Below are 17,541 nucleotides of genomic sequence, written 5' to 3'. Positions count from 1 at the left end.
TTCTATGAAGAAAATAGTGTATGGTGCTCTTTTTGTTGTAATTGGGGCACTTGTATGGTATTTGTTCATTAAACCTTCAGATTATACCATTCGATTTACCGCAAAGACCTTCCCGGGGGCCATAAATCAAACTTTGAAACTCTGGGACAAGACTTTGGACACCGAGGCCAAAATACAGCAAGATGGAGACATTTATCATTTGACACAAAAAGTGAAGTTTGGAGACTCCATCCACAGTTACCAATGGCACATTAAACCTATTAACGATTCCACTTCCAAGGTTACTGTGGACATTAAGGACTTGAACCATAGTTTATCCAATAAATTGAATGTGCCTTTTTCAGATACCGATTTTGAGAAAAGAGGTAGAAAAACGGTCAGGGATTTTATCGAAAACCTGCAAGATCATACCAAAAAATTCAAAGTGAAAATACTAGGCGAAGATGAGGTTCCCACAAAATACTTGGCCTATATACCCTTGAAGGTCAGTCAGTTTCAAAAAGCTGGCGGTATGATGAAAAACTTTAATTACCTCACAGGCGAGCTTATTGCAAATGGTGCAGAATTTGATGGGCTTCCGATGATTGAGGTCACTCACTGGGATCAAGAGAAGGATAGCATCTACTACAATTTTGCCCAACCCATCATTCGTTCTGAAAAATTGCCCATTGGAAGCGACATCAAGTACAAGAGGATGTTTAAAAAGAAAGCGCTTAAGGCAGAATACAATGGCAATTATATTACCTCCGACCGCGCGTGGTATGCTCTGTTGGACTATGCCAAAAGAAACAACATTACGGTGGAAAACACCCCAGTTGAGGTTTTCTACAACAGTCCCCATAACGGAGGTGACGAACTAAAGTGGAAAGCAGAAATTTATATGCCCATCAAACCAGAAAATGAATAAAATCCTGCCACTTATTGGGCTTGTTGTATTTCAGGCATGTGCCCAAAACCCATGGTATGGAGATTTGGAATATTTAGGAAAATTACCTTCCAAGTTGAGTGAAGTTTCCGGAATTATCCCAGGAAAGAACAATACGGCTTGGATTATTGAAGACAATGGGAATAAAGACCGGCTTTACCGGATAAACCTGAAAGGTAAATTGATTCAGGAACTTAAGGTAAAGGATGCAGGTAACGAAGATTGGGAGGATTTGGCCAGAGCCCAAAATGGTGATGTCTTTATCGGCGACTTTGGAAATAATGGAAACTACCGAAAGGACCTGGTAATTTACAAAGTACCCAATCCCGATACAGAAAAAGGGGATAAAATAGATGCAGAAAAAATAGAATTCCGCTATCCCGAGCAAAACCAATTTCCACCCAAAAAAGCAGGTTTATACTACGATTGTGAGGCTTTTTTTCATCATGGAAGCTCGTTGTACCTCATTACCAAAAACAGAGCAAGGCCTTATAACGGCAGGGCCTATATTTACAAGGTTCCGGATACTCCAGGAAAATATGCTGCACAGCGTGTTGGCGAACTGGTCACATGCACGGACAGTCAATTTTGTTCGGTCACCGCAGCGGATATCTCTCCTGATGGCACTAAAATTGTGTTGCTTGGCTCAGGATTTATCTGGTTGTATACCGATTTTTCTATGGACGATTTCTCCCAAGGTAAACTGGAGACCATAGATGTGCTCCACCGTACCCAACAAGAGTCTATTTGTTTTGTGAATGACAGTACCCTCCTAATTGCTGACGAACAATCAAAAACCAAAGGAAGAAATCTATACTCGTATACCCTAAAAAAAGATTAGAAGCCAAAGCCCAACCCAAAGGCAAACCGCAGTCCATCGGCACTGTTAAAAAGACCAATGTTCGCGGATAATATATCAGCGCCATTCACAAAGAAACCACCACCAACGGAATTGTGCCATTTATCCGAAGAATCCCCGGGAAACCAAACCCTTCCATAATCGAAGCCACCAAAAACACCAGGGGTAACCGGTAAAAATCCTGCCTTCCTACTCCTGAAGCTCAATCGAAGATCCGTATTTTGGTAAAAGGCCGTTTTTCCCGTAAATCGTTGAAAACGGAATCCACGCAAGCCGTTGTTGGCTCCGATACTGGCCCCTTGATAAAACTCGAAATCATCTCCAATATTAAAGTGCCCCTTAACCTTAGTGGCCAACACCAGTCTACCATTCGAACACAACTTATGATCTATGGACAAACTGGGTATAATGAACCCAAAGGCCCTTCCGGAATCACTTAGATTGGTTTTGTACCCTCCATGCAAGGAAAAACTCATTCCCAGGGTAGGGAAGGCTTCACTATCTGCATTGGAATATCCATATTCCGCGTCAACACCAAAAAAGTCTTGCTGGGTGTCACGTCCGGCATCTGTAAAAAAGCCTTCAATAAAACGATCCCCTGTTTCTTCCACATCAAAGTTTTCATAGGAGGCCCCTACTCTCACTTTTGATCCAAGTCGTCCCCTCCAAACGAGGGAAGGTGCAAATTTTATAGTTCGAATTTTTACCCTGTTAAAATCGAGTTCCAGTTCTTCTTCGTCATCATTATTTTCGGTTTCGTTACCAAATCCAAAGAAGTTGATGGCAAAATTCGGACTTGTGAACCTAGCATTTAGTTCCAAGTTTACATTCTCAAAAATATGCGCGAACTCTCCATTGTAACCCAAATCAAAACCGCTGGTGGCAAAATAAAATCCTGCATTAAAGGTATGCTGTTGGGTAAATGGATTCTGCCGAAAACCATTAAAGGTGTAGGTATCGGTAACACCAATACTAAAACCATCATCGGGATTAAAGCCCAATAACGGTAACAACATGTTGTTGCTAGCCTTTATTTTCAAGAATTCATAGGTATTGGTATCATAATCGTTCAGGCGATGTACCGAACCACCGAAAGCCTCATCGTAGGTATTGTTTTTGGCCTTGAAGTCATAAATGTGCGCCTTTTTGGCTTTTCCATCAATTTTGTAGACATCGTTGTTCTGTCCTCCAACAATCCTAATCTTTATTTTGGAAGTTGCGGTGTTCACATCGAAAACGTCATCGTCATCCAAACCATATACCCAAACCTCCTTGGTGAACTCTGGGTGATAGATTTTCTCAAAAAACAGATCTTTCTTTTCTCCGCCCTTGATGCGATATCCCCTTATCTCAAGACTCCCATCTTTTAAAGAAGTGATGTCGAAATAATCATCTTTATCAGTCCCAGTTACCACACTGTACTTATTGATTACGCCAAAGTATTCCTTGGCAGTTTCCACAAGGTTTCTTTTTCTAGAGAGCAGCGTTTTCTTGATTTTGTCAACAGTTTCATCCCTCACTTCTTCCGGAAACTCTAAAAGTGCCTTATCAATTACCTCCTCCGTTACGTTTTCTTGAATAAACTTGGCCTGCTCTACCCATGTGTCCCTATCCGTCTTGGACAATAAGGCCATATCCAGAGCGAAGGTCCGTGGTGAAGAGGCAAACCCCTTCACACTCCTGATTTCTTCACCAAAACCTTCAAAAATCTTGAGGCCCGGCACTGCTCTTGAACCAAATCCTATAACGAATCCATCACCCCATTGCGAATAGGCCTGATCTCGGTCCCTTGGAATTGGTCGATAAATCTTTTTACCATTTTCTCCATCAAATTCAGCCCAGCGCCATTGATCCACGTGGCGGTCCCAATCCCCGATGAGCATATCAAAAAGTCTGGCCCTCGCATAGGTAGTCCCATCCAGTTCGTACTTTTCATCTTTTCGGAGTTTAGTAATAAGATCATATGTACTCTCAATTTTTTTGGTCTTGCCAAAACTCTCTAGATCAGAATGTCCATCGGACACGTGCTCTTCAATCATATATAAACCGTCCCCAAATTCACCATTAAAATCCCCTAAGGTAGACTGCTTGGGTATATAAAATAGTTTTGGATTGGTATGATATAGGCCCACGGCATCTGAAAGGGTGCCTACGGTGAAGGGGGCATAGGGGTGTGCACCAGTATACAGATCCAGAAGTAGTCTTTCTATAGAGGTGTCCTCAAACTTACCGATAATGTACCGTTCTTGGAAAGCTATCGCTTGTAAATAACGCTCTGCGCTTTTTAGGAGAGCACGCATTACATACTGCCTCCCATCCTTGTCCTTCAATCGCAAGGAGCTAGATTGGTTGCCTCCTCCCTTTCGTACCACGGTGAGTCCTCCATAAAGGGTATCCAAACGCACTGTGGGAGCTTTTACCTTGATCCCATAATAATTTCGATACCGTTCTCCCCAAAGCCATTTGTGAAATCCGCTTTTATCCATTAGCTCTTCGGGATATATGGATGCCGTTTTAAAAGCAGGGAACTCATCATCATAAGCCGCTTTCTTTCCTGTTTTATTCGGAGGGAGCACTTCGGACTGAAACAACAGTTCCTCAGTTGCATCGGCCCCATAAAAACTTACATGGGAAGAACCATCGGTAAAGACCTTTAAAACAGCGTAACCCGTTTTTCCGGTTGAAAACTTACTGCCATTTAAAAGACGTGTCGCACCGGTCTTGGCTCCTGAGCCACTGACAATCTGTGGGATGTTCTTTTCAACTATATACTGTAATGTATGCTCGTGGCCGGATACAACAACCACCTTATCAGAAAATTGGGCAAGCGTAGCAATCCTATTTTTAAGAAAGGTGTACATTTTGTTCTGCTGGTCGGTAGTGGAAGCCCCTGAAGTCTTTCTAAGCAAATTGACCAATGATCCAATCCCAGGTAAAGGTACTTTGCCATTACTGGGATACAAATTTTGTTTGAACGAAAAATATCCTCCGTGCGAACCATAGGTAAACAAGGGGTGATGCATGGCAATAATGGTCGTCTTGTCAACATTCTTTTTGATCAGGCTCTCCAATTCCTCAAAAAACCTTCCCCTACTCTTTATCTCGCAGTCGTCATTGATGGTAGGGTGCTTGTCCCAATTGGTCAGGTACCATTCGGTGTCTATGGCTATTATAATAATTTCATCACTGATTTCGATTTTCTCAATGGGGCATCCATTCTTGGGTTGGAAGGCATCTTTATCTTTTAAAGCTTTTTTTATGTAGTCCTCTTGTCGTTCCAATCCCTTTAGACCATTTGCATACCAATCGTGGTTTCCCGGGATAAAAATCGGTTGCCCCTTAAAGTTTTCCAGAGTTGCCAGTTGGGCATCCAAATGATTTTTGGCGGTATTGTACCCCTCCGCATCCTTCTTTTTGTCAGGCAAGCCGGCAGGATAAATATTGTCACCCAAAAAAATAGCCGTGCTTTGGTCACTGGCCTGATCTAATTTTTCCTTGAAAAGCTTAAGAGTTGGATTCAATGTTCCCATGGGCGATTTACCCGCATCTCCTATGAGGTAGAAGGTATGGGCAATCTCTTTCTTCGTATCTGCGATATTGGTTTGGATTGGTTCGCTGTATTTTGCTTTGTAGGTTGCACAGGCCGATAGCAAGAGAAGCAGAAAAAGGATGAAGCCTTGTCTTTTCATAATTCTGAGGTTGATTCCAAAATTTCGTATTTTGGATTTTTAATTTAGAGCTATGTCTGAAATTGTTGAAAAAGCGGAAAGCTTTGTATCTGATCTTTTGCAGAATCGACTTGACCCAAGATTCCTGTACCACAATTTGCGACATACCCAACGCGTAGTTAAAAGTACTAAAGAATTGCTCAACAATCACAGCCTTGGGGATTCTGAAGATGAAAAGCTATTGTTAGCGGCATGGTTCCACGATACGGGGTACTCCAAAGGAGTTGATAACCATGAAAAAGGCAGTTGCGAGATTGCAGAGACCTTTTTAAAGGAAAACGGATATGACGAAGTATCAATCAAGGATGTTTCTTCGTGGATTATGGCAACCGAACGCTATCATCAACCCACCAAGCTTCAAGAAGAAATCATCAGGGATGCCGATGCCTCCCACTTTGCACAAAAAAGCTATTGGGAGACCACAGACTATTTAAAGGAGGAATTGGACAAATTGGACATTGCCCAATATTCCAATAAGGAATGGCGTGATGCCAACATCAAAATGTTTCGGGATGAACACCGATTCTACACCGACTATGCTCTTGAAAACTGGCAAGAAGGCAAGGAACGCAATCTAAAACAGCTCATTAAGGAGAAAAAAGCTGAAAAGGAGATAGCCAAAAAAGAGGCCCTGAAAGCGAAATATAAAAGTGAAAGTCCCGATAGGAGTGTACAAACCTTATATCGCGCAACCTTAAAAAACCACTTGAAGCTCAGTGACATTGCCGACACCAAAGCCAACATTCTTTTATCGGTAAATGCGATTATCATCTCCCTGGTATTGGCAAACTTAATCCCGAAGCTGGATAATCCTTCCAATACCTATCTCATTTATCCGACCTTGATATTCATTGTTTTTAGCGTGGTTTCCATGGTATTGTCCATATTGGCCACCCGACCAAACGTCACCAGTGGAAAATTCACCAAAAAAGATGTTGAACAAAAGAAAGTCAACTTGTTGTTTTTTGGGAATTTTCACAAAATGGATTTAGATGATTACGAGTGGGCGCTCCAAGAATTGGTCAAAGACAAAGACTATGTGTATTCCTCATTGACCAAAGATCTTTACTTTCTGGGTCTAGTACTGAATAAGAAATACAAAATTCTAAGGATTACCTACAACATTTTTATGGTAGGTATGATTGTATCTGTAATCGCATTCGGAATTGCTTTCCGGTTTTTTGGACCCGACCGAATGACCTTCTAGCCTAGGCTTTCAATTCTTCCATTAAATCATCATAGGTATAGGTGCGCTCAGACTTTTTGTCCTTGGTGTACAAAATTTCCGCTCTTATGGCCTTAAGGCCTGTAACCCCTTGCAATCCTTCTAGCTCAACTACCTCAATATTGTTCGTAAAATAGCCTTTAGCCTTTAGGAATTTAATATATCGCAGATATTCCTTCTCATCTTTACGCTGGGAATAAACAATAGCCAATTTCCCTTTTTGGGTCAAGCGCTCATTGGTTCCTTTAATGTATGATTTATCAATTCGCTTTTTGATAATCTCGTATCGCGCATTGTATGTGCCGTCCACATCGAAACGCTTTTCATCCATCCGGAAACGAATCGCCAAGGGCGTGCTATATACCAAAATTAGGGAAGCGACGTCCAATTTTACGGATAATTTCGGTTTAAGCGCATAGTATCTGTTTTCCATGTCACACATAACCTGGAGTTGCCACAATCGCAAGTTGCTAAGATATAGCTCGTCAAAAATTCGGTTATGGGCAATGGAACTACCGATATACATATTGTGTTCGACGCCATCGGTTTTGTACCGCTCAAAATAATGTGGAAACATTTCCTGGGCTTCCATTTGCTTCTTGTCCAACAGAGTCGCCAATTGCATATTTGCCTCCATTACACTCTCATCATAGTTGCGACGGTGATCGTAATAGGACTCGGTGGTTTCATCTATTTGAGCCTCATAGGTCTCAACAAACCCTGCAAGGTTTTTGTCCATCTTCTTTAAATGTTCAAAGACTGGATTGACCTCTTCTTTTACAAAATCAAAAATAGCCTGTTCCGTATGGGTATAGAGTGCTTCACCTACCTCCTCCAAATAGGTGTCCACCCTAAATATTAACTCTTCATAAATGGGCAGTCGGTATTTTTCAACGGTATTTTCAAGAACCCCTTTAATTTCAGAAAGTTGGATCATAAGATCTCTTTGTATGGAAAGATTCCTTTGTTTGGAGGATTCCTTGATATCTACCTGACCATATAACGGGTATACTTCCTTGAAAACAATCTCCTTAAAAATAGGCTGATTTCCAATAAGTTCATCGGCCATAAACTTTTTGGCTTCTTCCTGGAATTTCCAATATACCGAAGAATGTACGGTGGTGCATTCGTGCTGAATAATGGCATCCACCAAGTTTTCTTCTTCCTCAATGGAACGTAACACTGCGGATATGATATAGGGCATCACATCCTCCAACTTATTGGCATTGACGCTATTGAGTTCGTTTACAGTTTCTGAAACCAGCTCGAGTACACCCAAAAGTGTTCCGTTATCTGCAATTGGCGCCAAGATGGCACTTTTTATTCCTTGTTCATGAAGGTTTTTGTAAGGTTGGGCTCCTCCAGATTTTTCGAAATACTTTTCAACATTGGATATGGTGAAATAGGTATTCTCGGTCAATAGACTTTTATATGAACCTTGACAAAGCATGGCATCACAAGATTCGGTTTCCTTACCTTTCAAGAGAAAACTTTCAATTCCCTTGCCGTATATCTTCAAAAAACGATTGGTGCCGGAGTCATAGCCAGCAAACCCTACCTTAATATTCCTAAGGTTGAACAGTGATCGAAAGGTATCTTGAAAACTGTCCATAAAGTTTTCGTTACTCCTTTTGTTGCTGCCAATCAAAGTGGATTTTATTTCGGAAATGGAGTGCTCAGCTGTGACATCGAACATATTGCATATCACAAATCCTTTGGAGATAAAACTATTGGGTGGAATCTTTTCCTTCCAAAGTTCAATATCATCAAAATTCTCCAATAGCTCATCCACATCATCTTGTGTAAGCTCTTTGGACTTTTCAGTCGGAATGATCTCCATGAAATCGGCATTGTACAAGATGCGATAATGCCGCATTATGCCATTGGCATCTGGTATATCGTAAAAGAACGGACGCTTGAAGTCCATTTTAAAACCATAATAGAAATTCAGGATAACAGTGGCCTTCATGATGTAGTTCATCTCCATGGGCAAATTCCTGATCTCCAACTCAAAACCATCGCCAGCCGCTTTCAAAATATTTTGAAAGCGCTCGGAAGAATTGAATACCAAATTTTCAAAAGGAGTGGAGGCCGTTTTTATCTCATTTTTGGTAAGTACAGGTGAAAAGGTGTCCGCCAGTATGGTCCTAATGACGCCTTTGTGTTTCTCCAATAGCCGTATATCGTCAAAGCCTTCCCTTAGTTCAGGATAAGGAGCCTGTGCTTCCAAGACGTGCTTGGCACGGTCGGAAAGATGTTTATCCTTGTTATGCAACTGGTTATCATAGTGTTCCAATAACTTATTGAAACTCACCAGCTGAATCATTGGACTTTCTAGGTTGTAGTCGTGCATCATACAAGGAGTTAGACGAGATTGAGCCCGTAAAGTTACAAAAAGTAAAAATGTGCCTTTGTTAAGGGAATCTTTATGTTATTGCCCTCTTTTTTTTAGATATTTAAGAAAATTTGAGAATGTCATCGCACAAACGACTTGATAGGGCCTACCAAAGTGCCAAGGTTATTCCATTTGATGATTCGTCCAAATTTATTCTTTTCAGCGATTGTCACAGGGGCGATAACAGTTTTGCAGATGATTTTGCCAATAACCGAAACATCTATTTTCATGCTCTCAACCACTACTATCGCCAGGGCTTTCAATATTGCGAATTGGGAGATGGGGATGAGCTCTGGGAAAATCTGACCTTTGAATCGATTTTTGATGCCCACAAAAATGTCTTTCAACTGCTTCGACAATTTCATTTGGATAAAAGGCTTCATATGCTTTGGGGCAATCATGATATGGTGTATCGAGACCAAGATTATGTCAACAAACACCTTACCCACTATTTTGAGCCTATTGATGGAATGGATAAATCCCTTTTCGACGGAATCACATATCACGAGGCCATAATTTTAAAACATTCCGAAACAGGTCAAGAACTATTTTGCACCCATGGCCACCAAGCCGATTGGTGGAATTATGTATGCTGGCGAATTGGTAGATTCTTGGTTCGAGTCCTTTGGAAACCTTTGCAAGTGGTAGGAATAGCAGATCCTACCAGCCCAGCCAAAAACTACAAGGAACTCATACGAATTGAACGAAGAATCAAACGTTGGATTGTAAAGAACAAGCTCAGAATAACCATTGCGGGCCATACCCATCGCCCCAGATTTCCAGAACCCGGTCAAATCCCCTTTTTTAATGATGGTAGTTGCGTGCATCCTCGCAGCATTACGGGCATTGAAATCGAAAATGGCAAAATCTCATTGATCAAATGGCAAATCGCTACCAAGACCGATGGTACCCTTCAAATCGTAAGGATGCTATTGGAAGGACCTGAAAAGTTGGTTGACTATATTTTGGAATAAGTAAAGTGGGCATCCTTTTCGTCGAAAAAAGCTGAATTTAAGTACAGCGTTTTAACGATTTAACGCCTTTTTATTAACTGAGTGGCAAGGTATTTGTTAACTTTAGGATAGGCTAACGACCGAATTGCTATGCAAAAATGTATTTCCCTAATAGCTTTTTTCCTTTTGGGTCTGGTTTCCATCCAAGCCCAAGGTGATCTTCCTACCACCCGTCCCCTAAAGGTGGGTGAGCGGAACAATCTGGACATTAAGACCAGTAATCAGGGAACTTCACTGCGTATTCCCTCGGTAATTGATGAAAATTTGTCCTCAAATAGCAATAATCCTGGGGTGAAAATGCTTCCGGATAGAGAGTTGCTCCAAGCGGGACACGATCTCGTCATCGACCCCAAAGTTGGCGAAAAAGAGAAAAAAGGGTCCAAAAAACATTTTGGAGACCAATATTTGGGAGATGTAAAAACCAATGCCAAGTTTGTGGGAATTGTATGCCGTGACCATGAGTATGTGGACGGAGATCGGGTTAAAATATATCTCAACGGAGTGGTCATCGAACCCAATATTTTGCTAACAGGTAGCTTTAAAGGAGTAAATATTGATTTGGTGCAAGGATTCAACCGCCTCGATTTCGAAGCTTTGAACCAAGGTACTTCTGGCCCCAACACTGCACAAGTGGTTATTACAGATGAACAGGGGCAAGTGATCCACAACAATCGATGGAACCTTTCTACGGGTTCCAAAGCGAGCCTTATCGTCGTAAAGGAAGAGGAATAATCTAGTTCTCCCCAGGTTTATAGGTTCTTTTCGCACGCTTTAGTACATCCTCTTTGTAATACGCAGCGTCTTTAAACTCCATGTCAGCATATCGTTGGGTTTGGTCATCAAAATGTGGGGAATTGGGATCCCCACTTTGACCTCCTGCCAATATCGTTTTGGCACTGACCCTTTCTCCAAACTCAACAACCGCAACAAAACTATTGCCCCGGGTTCCGTAGATTTTTTTTGTGTTATTGTCATACCGAGCACCATAAGCCGCCAAAGCCCCCCAACGTCCGCTGGCAAAACCAATCGGGATACTGGGCTTGTCATCGTCAAAAGCCTGACGTATATCTCCATTGAGGCGCTGATACCGGTGAACTTCACCCCAAGGCATTTTCCAGGTGCCAAAATCCTCGGTTAGCCCTTCCACCACTTCCTTGAACAATTGCAATTTTTCCGAATCCGGAGAATCACTTCCCCAATACTTTACCAATTGCATCGCGTACAACCCTTCAGGTCTTGCCGCTTTTTGATAACACAGCGTTCCATAATAATGGGCTAATGTCATGGCCACAGAAGACTTTGAGGTGCGGTAATCCCAATTTCTTAAAACCTCAATAGGCTCCCTCAATTCGGAGGACGGGTTATTATCAAAGGCATCGACCAAGTCTGGAAGCAAGGCTTCAAAAGCTGGCAAATAAGGGTCATGACCCAAGGCAATCAAACTGTCGAGCGTATAACCGATTCTTCCTGTGAGCAGTTCAATGGCGTGAACCCCCCGAAAGTTTTCTTGGTCCCGTGACATATACTTTGGATAATCTTCTCGCTTGGGACTGAATTCCAAGGCAGCCGTATAAGGTGTGGAATTGCAGTTTTGAATCCAGCCATTGGGAGGGTTTAAAATCAAGATGTTTTCATCGACCGTATGCAATCCCTGCCAATCTGTTTTGGGATTACTACCATCTACCGGTTGGGTAAAATCAAAAATGGTATTCCGCTTGGGGACAAAATTCCCGTGGAAATAGGCAATATTCCCCTCGGCATCGGCATAAACCGTGTTGTTGGAGGAATTGGTTCGGATATCCATCATCTTGCGAAATCCGTCATATCCCTCCTGTTTGGTTCGAATATAGGATTGCTCCAACGCCTTAACCGGTTCCCACATCATGGACGAAGCTGTCCACTGGCCTCCTTCCAAATGGGTTATTGGTCCGTGGTGTGTATGGTACAGGGGAAAGGTTCTCTCTTTTAAATCCTTGCCATCTTTGTACTCAAGAGTTACCTCACTTACCTTAACAGGTCTTAGCTCTTCCCCATACTGATAAAACAGTCCATCCTCATTCTTTACGATGGTTTCCTTGAATTCATCCAAAACATCGGTATAAGTAGACGTATGCATCCACCCTGTTTTTTCATTGAATCCCTGGTACACAAAAAATTGACCCCAGGTTACCGCCCCATACGCATTGAGACCTTCTTCGCTTACCACATGCACCTCTCCTCGAAAGTAAAAGGAGGTATGGGGATTGATCAATAGCATAGCGTTGCCCGATTGGGTCAGTTTTCCAGATATCGCAATGCCATTGGAGCCTTGAGGTTCTGCCATTTCCTTTTCTTTCTTGAGCTCATAAGCCTCCATCTCTGGGACCGTCATAGCACTTTCGTAAAACGACCTAATACCTCGGGTTGAAATTCGTTCGATGTCGCCACCAATACTGCCCTCACTAAAATAAAAGGGCATCCAAGGTTCAAATCGGGTCAATAGCTTGGGTTTTACTTCGGGATGGGTATGCAGGTAATAATTAATTCCATCAGCAAAGGCATCACAAAGTTCTTTTAGCCAATCTGGGCTTTTTTCATAGTTGGCAATAGCTTCATCCTTGGTCATGAAAAGTCTGGCACGCAAATCGCTGTAAAGGGCCTCTTCGCCTTCCACCTCGGCCAATCGGCCTATGGCCCAAATGTAGTTTTGCTCAACCCGGTTAAAATCATCCTCGCATTGCGCATACAGCAATCCAAAAACTGCATCGGCATCGGTTTTTCCGTAAATATGAGGAACCCCAAAATCATCTCGGATAATGGTAATATTTTCGGCTTGTGCCTGCCACTTTTCAACTTCGGTTATTTCCTTTGTTGCACAGGAAGCCATGCCCAACAAGAAAATCAGCGCCAAATTTTTCATATGCTTTGTCTTAAGAATGTGCCGTGAAGATAAAAATAATATGGGTGAAGCGATGTGGCTTAAACCACAGGTTACCCTTTACCAACTTCCGCTTGCGCCTCCTCCGCCAGAACTGCCTCCACCACCTGAAAAACTGCTCGAACTACTACTAAACGAAGAGCCAGAACTTGAACCGAAGGAATGTGTGCCTCCCGAAGAAAAGGTTTTCGATACATATTTTTTATCGCTTTTGAACCAAGAGAGCTTGAAGTCTTCCTTCCCTTTAATAGAAATCTTTAGAAGTGCTAAAATGATGGTCAATGCAATAAAACCTGCAAGAGCATAGAGTAACCATGAAGGTTCATCCAACAAGTATTCGTACTGTGAAAGGTCAATCCCAACATCCAAAAACAAAATCGCAAATACCAAGGGCATTACAATGAACACCGAAGAGAAAAGTATGGGAAGTAAAGCGAAAACAGCCATCAGCAGGCCAGGCAACACCCCAAGTTTCCCAATAAAAATACCCCGAAACACCTCAACAATATTGGAATAGGTCTTGTAAAAAATGAATCCTCCCGCTGCAATAAATACAGACAGAAAGAGCAGAACAAAAATTTTTAATCCCCCTGATAAGCCTTGGTTTTCTCCTTCCATTTCCTGTTTAAACTCTTCAAGCGCCTCAGGATCATTTAAAAGCTTCATGATAAGGTCCGTGGCCAAATTCAGTCCAACGTAATAGCGTCCCTCCTTAAATTCGGGAATCATGGTATTCCGAATTATTCGGGAAGCCACAGCATCGGTGATGTAGGATTCCAATCCATACCCCACCTCAATTCTTACCTCTCTATCAGCCTCTGAAAAAACAATCAAAATGCCATTGTCTTTGTCTTTCTGGCCCAGTTTGTTTTGATTAAAGGTGCCATTGGCATACTGCTCTATGGTTTCAGCGGGAAGCTTCTCGATAGTCAGTACCACCAACTGATTTGTTGTTGCTTTCTCAAATTCGGTTAGTTTTACACGTAGGCGGGTCAGCTGCTCCTCGGTCAGAATTTGAGCGCTGTCAGTAACAATCTCTCGGAACTGGATGTATTTTTCCTGCCCGGATAGCGATACAACCCATATCAGAAATAAACAGAAAATGGTCTTCTTTAGCATTTGGTGGTCAAAAAAGTCAAATAAAGGTACTATGTAATTTGTTTGTCTTTCATACTAATTGATGAGTGCTTTATGTGGTTTTAGGTGTTTAAATTTGGACTAACTTGCGTCTTCTTTCAAAAAAATCAAATGGCGGACAAAAAGGTAAGCATTTTAAAGGCGTTCAAGACCATAATTTGGCCTAGAAGAGGTTTGGTCTTCATTGGGCTATTGCTGATTGTTATCAGTAAAGCGGCCAGTTTTGTTGCACCCGTATCCCTGCGCTATTTTTTGGATGAAATCATCCCCAATAAAGACTTTGATTTTCTCAGGATTCTCGTCATTGTGGTCATTCTGTCTTTTTTGGTGCAGGCTGTCATGTCCTTTCTTCTGACCAAAGTGTTGAGCATTCAGGCGCAGTATATGATCTCCGAATTAAGGGCACAGGTTCAGAAACAGGTGCTTTCCCTACCCATTCGTTTTTTTGACAATACAAAATCTGGGGCCTTGGTTTCGCGAATAATGAGCGATGTTGAAGGTGTTCGCAATTTAATCGGTACCGGACTAGTGCAGCTGGTGGGTGGGACCATTACCGCCGTGGTTTCCCTTATCTTACTTCTAAGAATCAGTCCGACCATGACCCTATTGACCTTAATTCCTCTCGCCATTTTTGCAGTGATTGCACTAAAGGCCTTTAAAATTATACGTCCTGTTTTTCGAGATCGTGGTAAAATCAATGCAGAGGTAAAAGGACGCCTTACCGAAACCCTAGGTGGGATTCGCGTTATTAAGGGTTTCAATGCGGAAGAGCAAGAAGCTGAGGTCTTTGAAGGTGGGGTGCAGCGTCTTTATGAGAATGTGAAAAAGAGCTTGACCGCCACGGCCGTGATGACCAGTTCTTCCACTTTTCTACTTGGACTGGCCACCACCGGAATTATGATGGGATACGGAGGCTATAAAATGATTCAAGGGGAATTGACTACGGGTGAATACTTTGAGTTTACCTTTTTGCTGGCCTTAATGGTAGCACCCATTGTTCAGATGAGCAATATTGGAAGTCAGTTGACCGAAGCCTTGGCAGGATTGGATCGTACTGAAGAGCTTATGAATGAGACCGCTGAAGCGGACAATACGCAAAGAACCATCGAACTAAACGGAATTGTTGGTGATATTGCCTTTGAAGATGTTTCTTTCGCTTACGAAGAGGACAAGGAGGTATTGCACAATGTGAGTTTTAGCGCCGCTTCCGGAGAAGTCATAGCTTTGGTGGGCAGTTCTGGGTCGGGTAAATCGACCATCGCCGGGTTGGCGGCCAGTTTTTTGAATCCTGATTCTGGAAGAATCACCATTGATGGAAAAGACATGGCGAAGGTTGATTTGACCAGTTTTCGTCAATTTTTGGGGGTCGTTCTTCAAGATGATTTTTTATTTGAAGGAACCATTCGGGAGAATATTCTTTTCCCGCGGCCCAATGCCTCTGAGGAACAATTGCAAAAGGCAGTAAAAGCTGCTTACGTTGATGAATTTACCAATCGCTTCGATGAAGGATTGGACACTTTGATTGGCGAACGCGGGGTGAAACTTTCTGGAGGACAACGCCAACGTATCGCGATTGCGAGAGCTGTTTTGGCCAACCCTAGGATTTTGATTTTGGATGAGGCCACCTCCAGTTTGGATACTGAATCTGAAGCTTTGATTCAAAAGAGTTTGGCCGAATTGACCAAAGGAAGAACCACTTTTGTCATCGCACACCGCCTAAGTACCATTCGAAAGGCCGATCAAATTTTGGTGATTGAAAATGGAAGAATTGCCGAGCAGGGCACACACGATGAACTGATTGCTTCCGAGGGCAGATATTACAATCTGTTTACCTATCAAGCAAGGATTTAGGCCTCTTCTGGTGCCAATTCTACTTCCAACCCATCAAGTTCAGGGGTCATATGGATTTGGCAGCCCAAGCGGCTGTTGTCCTCTACAAAGAATGCCTCGGATAGCATAGCTTCCTCGTCATCCGATTTCTCAGGAAGCGCATGTTCAGATTTTACATAACACTGACAGGAAGCACACATGGCCATACCGCCACAAATGCCAATCGTACCTTCGGGGGCCAACTCGTAGGAACGTACAACCTCCATAAGGTTCATATTCATATCGGTAGGGGCATCCACTTCGTGCAGTACACCCTCACGGTCGGTAATTTTTACTTTAATGTCGCTCATTCAAACGTATAACATCTCTAAAGTCCGCAAATGTATACAATCCTTACTTGAATCTTTAATCAATGGCTTTAACCACAGCTTTTGGTGCCTCTTTCTTACTTCCATCGAATCCTGTAACGCCACCGACCGTGGTATATTTCATTACATATTTTTTATCCGGAAAAATACGTTGATATGCACTTTGGCACATTAAGGTTGCCTCATGAAAACCACACAAAATCAATTTTAACTTTCCGGGATAGGTATTAACATCGCCAATGGCATAAATCCCTGGAATATTGGTTTGATAGTCCAAAGTATTGTCAACTTTAATGGCATTCTTCTCAATTTCCAATCCCCAGTCGGCAATGGGTCCCAGTTTCGGTGACAGGCCAAACAAGGGAATAAAATTATCCACCTCCAATGCGATTTCTTCGGAGGTATCTGTTTTTTTGATGACCACCCCCTCCAGTTTGTTTGTTCCCTTCAAATCAACGACCTCTGCCGGTGTAATGAGGTTGATTTTACCTTGATTTTTGAGTTGCTGTACTTTTTCAACGGAATCGAGGGCACCTCTAAATTCATTTCGACGGTGCACAAGAGTCACCTCTGACGCCACATCGGCCAAAAAGATGGACCAATCAAGAGCAGAATCACCACCTCCGGCAATAATTACCTTTCTATCTCGAAACACCTCAGGTTCCCGAATCATATACACCACTCCCTTATCTTCAAACTGCGATAAGTTTCTCAACTGGGGCTTGCGAGGCTCAAAACTCCCCAAACCTCCTGCGATGGCCACAATGGGCGCCTGGTGTTTTGTTCCCTTGTTGGTAGTAACAATAAAAGACCCATCGTCCAACTTCTCAATGGTCTCTGCCCGTTCGCCGAGGGTAAATCCAGGCTGGAAAGGCTTAATTTGCTCCATCAGGTTGTCCACCAGTTCTCCGGCCAAAACCTCTGGGAAACCAGGGATATCATAAATGGGTTTTTTGGGATAAATCTCGGCACATTGACCCCCAGGTTGGGGCAGTGCATCGATTAAATGGCATTTGAGTTGCAACAGGCCCGCTTCAAAAACAGCAAAAAGACCCGTAGGTCCTGCTCCAATAATCAAAATATCGGTTTTAATCATCCAAAAAGTTCTTTAGGAAGGTGCAACTTACAGCTTGCCATGCGAAGG

General features: G+C 42.6%; 12 protein-coding genes. 6 read left to right on the top strand and 6 right to left on the bottom strand.

The annotated features are described in order from the left end of the window. The first annotated feature begins 4 nt into the window (after positions 1-4). A complete protein-coding gene (locus EW142_RS15105) occupies positions 5-907 on the top strand; it encodes a GyrI-like domain-containing protein (RefSeq protein WP_130615275.1) in 903 nt (300 codons plus the stop codon). Beyond that, positions 900-1,766: a hypothetical protein gene (locus EW142_RS15100; protein WP_130615273.1), complete on the top strand. Its 867-nt coding sequence runs from the start codon at positions 900-902 to the stop codon at positions 1,764-1,766. The genes EW142_RS15105 and EW142_RS15100 overlap by 8 nt, the downstream gene beginning before the upstream one ends. Here EW142_RS15100 and EW142_RS15095 read toward each other — a convergent pair. Next, on the bottom strand, positions 1,763-5,473 hold the full coding sequence (locus EW142_RS15095) for a metallophosphoesterase (RefSeq protein ID WP_130615271.1): 3,711 nt from the start codon (positions 5,471-5,473) through the stop codon (positions 1,763-1,765). The two genes, EW142_RS15100 and EW142_RS15095, sit on opposite strands and share 4 nt — an antisense overlap. Before the next feature lie 52 nt (positions 5,474-5,525). Between EW142_RS15095 and EW142_RS15090 the strand changes: the two genes are divergently transcribed. Further along, positions 5,526-6,719, top strand: coding sequence for a Pycsar system effector family protein (locus EW142_RS15090; RefSeq protein WP_130615269.1), 1,194 nt, complete (start codon positions 5,526-5,528; stop codon positions 6,717-6,719). Position 6,720: 1 nt separating this feature from the next. On the opposite strand, the gene EW142_RS15085 is transcribed toward EW142_RS15090, so the two are convergent. Then, positions 6,721-9,093 (bottom strand): GAF domain-containing protein, encoded by a 2,373-nt coding sequence (locus EW142_RS15085; protein WP_130615267.1) that lies wholly within the window; start codon positions 9,091-9,093, stop codon positions 6,721-6,723. 116 nt (positions 9,094-9,209) lie between these two features. Here EW142_RS15085 and EW142_RS15080 point away from each other — a divergent pair, with 116 nt between their 5' ends. Both EW142_RS15080 and EW142_RS15075 read left to right on the top strand, forming a co-directional pair. Beyond that, the gene (locus EW142_RS15080; protein ID WP_130615265.1) at positions 9,210-10,106 is read left to right on the top strand and encodes a metallophosphoesterase family protein; all 897 of its coding nucleotides are present in this window, start codon (positions 9,210-9,212) and stop codon (positions 10,104-10,106) included. A gap of 129 nt (positions 10,107-10,235) precedes the next feature. Continuing rightward, positions 10,236-10,877, top strand: a complete 642-nt coding sequence (locus EW142_RS15075; RefSeq protein WP_130615264.1) for a hypothetical protein — start codon at positions 10,236-10,238, stop codon at positions 10,875-10,877. 1 nt (position 10,878) lies between these two features. Here EW142_RS15075 and EW142_RS15070 read toward each other — a convergent pair whose 3' ends face one another. Further along, entirely contained in the window at positions 10,879-13,044 is a 2,166-nt protein-coding gene (locus EW142_RS15070) for an acylase (RefSeq protein WP_130615262.1), read from the bottom strand. A 78-nt stretch (positions 13,045-13,122) separates the two neighbouring features. Further along, entirely contained in the window at positions 13,123-14,181 is a 1,059-nt protein-coding gene (locus EW142_RS15065; RefSeq protein WP_130615260.1) for a TPM domain-containing protein, read from the bottom strand. Positions 14,182-14,310: 129 nt separating this feature from the next. On the opposite strand from EW142_RS15065, the gene EW142_RS15060 reads away from it, so the two are divergent. After that, positions 14,311-16,050 (top strand): ABC transporter ATP-binding protein, encoded by a 1,740-nt coding sequence (locus EW142_RS15060; RefSeq protein WP_130615258.1) that lies wholly within the window; start codon positions 14,311-14,313, stop codon positions 16,048-16,050. On the opposite strand, the gene EW142_RS15055 is transcribed toward EW142_RS15060, so the two are convergent. Both EW142_RS15055 and EW142_RS15050 read right to left on the bottom strand, forming a co-directional pair. Next, entirely contained in the window at positions 16,047-16,379 is a 333-nt protein-coding gene (locus EW142_RS15055) for a 2Fe-2S iron-sulfur cluster-binding protein (protein WP_130615256.1), read from the bottom strand. The two genes, EW142_RS15060 and EW142_RS15055, sit on opposite strands and share 4 nt — an antisense overlap. A gap of 55 nt (positions 16,380-16,434) precedes the next feature. Further along, entirely contained in the window at positions 16,435-17,493 is a 1,059-nt protein-coding gene (locus EW142_RS15050; protein ID WP_130615254.1) for an NAD(P)/FAD-dependent oxidoreductase, read from the bottom strand. Positions 17,494-17,541: the final 48 nt, after the last annotated feature.

The organism is Flagellimonas allohymeniacidonis (assembly GCF_004296335.1).
GTDB lineage: Bacteria > Bacteroidota > Bacteroidia > Flavobacteriales > Flavobacteriaceae > Flagellimonas > Flagellimonas allohymeniacidonis.
This window is presented reverse-complemented; position numbering and strand designations above follow the sequence as displayed.

Coding starts and splice junctions, on each gene's coding strand:
- EW142_RS15105 (WP_130615275.1), top strand. CDS start 5: ATGAAGAAAATAGTGTATGGTGCTCTTTTTGTTGTAATTGGGGCACTT.
- EW142_RS15100 (WP_130615273.1), top strand. CDS start 900: ATGAATAAAATCCTGCCACTTATTGGGCTTGTTGTATTTCAGGCATGT.
- EW142_RS15095 (WP_130615271.1), bottom strand. CDS start 5,473: ATGAAAAGACAAGGCTTCATCCTTTTTCTGCTTCTCTTGCTATCGGCC.
- EW142_RS15090 (WP_130615269.1), top strand. CDS start 5,526: ATGTCTGAAATTGTTGAAAAAGCGGAAAGCTTTGTATCTGATCTTTTG.
- EW142_RS15085 (WP_130615267.1), bottom strand. CDS start 9,093: ATGATGCACGACTACAACCTAGAAAGTCCAATGATTCAGCTGGTGAGT.
- EW142_RS15080 (WP_130615265.1), top strand. CDS start 9,210: ATGTCATCGCACAAACGACTTGATAGGGCCTACCAAAGTGCCAAGGTT.
- EW142_RS15075 (WP_130615264.1), top strand. CDS start 10,236: ATGCAAAAATGTATTTCCCTAATAGCTTTTTTCCTTTTGGGTCTGGTT.
- EW142_RS15070 (WP_130615262.1), bottom strand. CDS start 13,044: ATGAAAAATTTGGCGCTGATTTTCTTGTTGGGCATGGCTTCCTGTGCA.
- EW142_RS15065 (WP_130615260.1), bottom strand. CDS start 14,181: ATGCTAAAGAAGACCATTTTCTGTTTATTTCTGATATGGGTTGTATCG.
- EW142_RS15060 (WP_130615258.1), top strand. CDS start 14,311: ATGGCGGACAAAAAGGTAAGCATTTTAAAGGCGTTCAAGACCATAATT.
- EW142_RS15055 (WP_130615256.1), bottom strand. CDS start 16,379: ATGAGCGACATTAAAGTAAAAATTACCGACCGTGAGGGTGTACTGCAC.
- EW142_RS15050 (WP_130615254.1), bottom strand. CDS start 17,493: ATGATTAAAACCGATATTTTGATTATTGGAGCAGGACCTACGGGTCTT.